This is a genomic window from Bradyrhizobium sp. (genome assembly GCF_049519115.1).
Classification (GTDB): domain Bacteria; phylum Pseudomonadota; class Alphaproteobacteria; order Rhizobiales; family Xanthobacteraceae; genus Bradyrhizobium.
Genome location: NZ_JBEKRB010000187.1, coordinates 1 through 2,538 on the forward strand (window position 1 = coordinate 1; position 2,538 = coordinate 2,538).

Genomic DNA, 2,538 nt, shown 5'->3' on the forward strand with positions numbered 1-2,538 from the left:
GTTGCAGAGGCGAAGAAGCGGAATTGGAAGATGAACGCAGCGGTGGTCGATTCCGGCGGCAACCTCGTCGCCTTTCAACGAATGGACGGTGCGATGCTTGCCTCCATTCAGATTGCCGAGCACAAGGCACGAGCAGCCGCAACCTTCCGGCGCGAAACGAAGCAGTTCGAGGACGGTATCCAGCTTATGCATTTCAACTATCTGCTCGCGTTCGATGGAATCATTGCCTCTCGAGGCGGGATCCCGCTGATCGAACAGGGGGGTGATTATCGGCGCAATAGGTTGTTCGGGAGGCACGGATTCCCAGGACGAGATCGTCAGCAAGGCAGGCGCGGCGGTAATCAACCAACTGCCGAGAAGGAACAAATGATCCCAATATCTATGGACAGGAGGGTGCCATGACCACTGCAAGCGCACTTACGAAGCCCGCGCAGATCCGCGTCGCCCGGCGGTCGCCCGCCTATTGGCGTGTCACGATCGACAATCCGCCGATCAACGTGATGGGCCCGGAAATGGTCAAGCAGTTTCAGGAAGTCATCAATGCTCTCGAGGCCGACGAGCAGGTCAGGGTCGTGGTCTTCGACAGCGCGGTCGATGATTACTTTCTGAATCACTCCGATTTCACGGCCAAGATTGAGGACCTCACCTCGATGGCGGAGGGTCCCACGGGCTTGCCGCCCTGGCCGGACTTTCTCGTGCGTCTGACCCACTTGCCAGTTGCCTCCATCGCCCTCATCCGCGGCCGTGCGACCGGCAACGGCAGCGAGATCACTCTGGCCTGCGACATGAGTTTCGCCAGCCGCGAAAGGGCCATCATCTCGCAATGGGAGGTTGGCGTAGGGATGGTCGCCGGCGGAGGACCCATGGCTCGGCTGCCTCGACTTATCGGCCGAAACCGCGCCCTCGAAGTGCTCTTGAGCTCGGAAGACATTAGAGCAGACCAGGCCGAGGCCTACGGCTACATTAATCGCGCCCTGCCCGATGCGGATCTGGATGCGTTTGTAGAGGCGCTCGCGACTCGCATCGCCAAGTTCGACAAATGGGCGATCGCCCAGACCAAGCGCCTCGTCAACACCAGCCTGCCGCCGGACGTCGAGCTGGGTGCCGGATGGGATGCGTGCATCGCTTCGCTCGGGCGGCCTGCCGCCCAGGAAGGGATCAAGGCGCTGATGGCGCGCGGCTTTCACAAGCCGGGGGATGTCGAAAATCGACTCGGATATTACTTGGGGCAGATCTCGCGCTAGGCGGCGCTCCGACGTAAAGAGAAAGGAAGTTTTGGATTCGCGAAGGAGACTGCGACATCCGTATAATCCAACACCTGTGAGGCGCAATGACGAAAACGACAAGCTTTCAAATGGACATTCGCCCGCTTTTTACCCAGCGGGACATTCAAGGCATGAGCAAGGCCTTCAACCTGGGGAGTTACGATGACGTCAAAAAGCACGCTGGCGCCATCTACGATCGCATTCGTGGAATCGGCGGCGCCGTAATGCCGCCCCCACCACCAAGAGGAGAAGGCCCCTGGCAGCAATCTCGAATTGAGCTATTCGCCAAGTGGATGGCGGACGGGTTCCAACCTTAGTCGGCCGAGTCGTACACTCCGATTCCGCTAAAGCATTTGGCTTCTTGTCGAATTGTGGGCTCAAGATGAACGATCAACCAAAGAAGCAGCAGGAGTCTGGAGTGCGAGATCGAGCGATCCGTGCGGCACTGGATCGGCATTGGGCGGCGTCCGATGCCAACGATTTTGAAGCGGAGCACCTCATCTATCATGAGGACGCGGTGCTGGACTATCCGCAGTCAGCCGAGCGAACCCGCGGTCGAAGCAACATACAGAACCAACGCGCCAGTCAGCCGAGCAAAAAGCGGTTTACTGTCCAACGAATCATTGGCGGCGGAGACCTTTGGGTCACCGAGCTGATCCTGACATACGACGGCAAGCCCACCTATACCGTAAGTATTATGGAGTTCACGGGCGACAAGGTCGCGCATGAAACACAGTACTTTGCGGATCCATTCCCGGCTCCCGCATTTCGCGCTCAATGGGTCGAACGGATGGACACATAATCTCGAGGCCGAAACCGATGGAGGGATAAGAGATGGATTGGAAACGGTTGGTCCAGTTTGCGCTGCTGGGTAGCAGTGATTTGGAACAATATGCCATCCTGCTGGTACGGGTTTCGCTCGGGCTGTTCTTCGCCATCACTGGGGCAAACAAATTGTTTGTCGCCGGCGGCATGAAACTTATTTACGAAACGCTGGTTAAAGCCAAAGTTCCGTTTCCCCACCAGACGGCTTATTTCGTGTCGGGTGTCGAGTTCGTTGGTGGATGCTTGCTCACCGTGGGGCTTCTTTCGAGCCCGGCCTGCGTGGCTCTATTGATCGATATGACCGTCGCCACCCTGACCAACGCGCTTTCCACCATGCCCAAGGGGCTCTCGCCTCTTAACTGGCTCGACGATTTCCTCTACCTTCCAGAAGTTCTGTACGTGCTTTTCTTTATCTGGCTGATCTGCTCCGGTCCGGGAAAGTTCAGCG

General features: G+C 57.8%; 5 protein-coding genes. All 5 read left to right on the top strand.

The features are described 5' to 3' along the window. Positions 1–402 (top strand): GlcG/HbpS family heme-binding protein (locus ABSE61_RS36940; protein WP_423876080.1); only part of this gene is annotated, 402 nt, incomplete at its 5' end. Next, positions 399–1,244: an enoyl-CoA hydratase/isomerase family protein gene (locus ABSE61_RS36945; protein ID WP_423876081.1), complete on the top strand. Its 846-nt coding sequence runs from the start codon at positions 399–401 to the stop codon at positions 1,242–1,244. The genes ABSE61_RS36940 and ABSE61_RS36945, both read left to right, overlap by 4 nt. Positions 1,245–1,330: 86 nt before the next feature. Beyond that, the gene (locus ABSE61_RS36950; protein WP_423876082.1) at positions 1,331–1,582 is read left to right on the top strand and encodes a hypothetical protein; all 252 of its coding nucleotides are present in this window, start codon (positions 1,331–1,333) and stop codon (positions 1,580–1,582) included. A 65-nt stretch (positions 1,583–1,647) separates the two neighbouring features. Then, complete coding sequence (locus tag ABSE61_RS36955; RefSeq protein WP_423876083.1) at positions 1,648–2,067, top strand: nuclear transport factor 2 family protein; 420 nt, start codon at positions 1,648–1,650, stop codon at positions 2,065–2,067. A 32-nt stretch (positions 2,068–2,099) separates the two neighbouring features. Further along, positions 2,100–2,538, top strand: a 439-nt coding sequence (locus ABSE61_RS36960) for a DoxX family protein (protein ID WP_423876084.1), incomplete at its 3' end; no start/stop codon positions are given.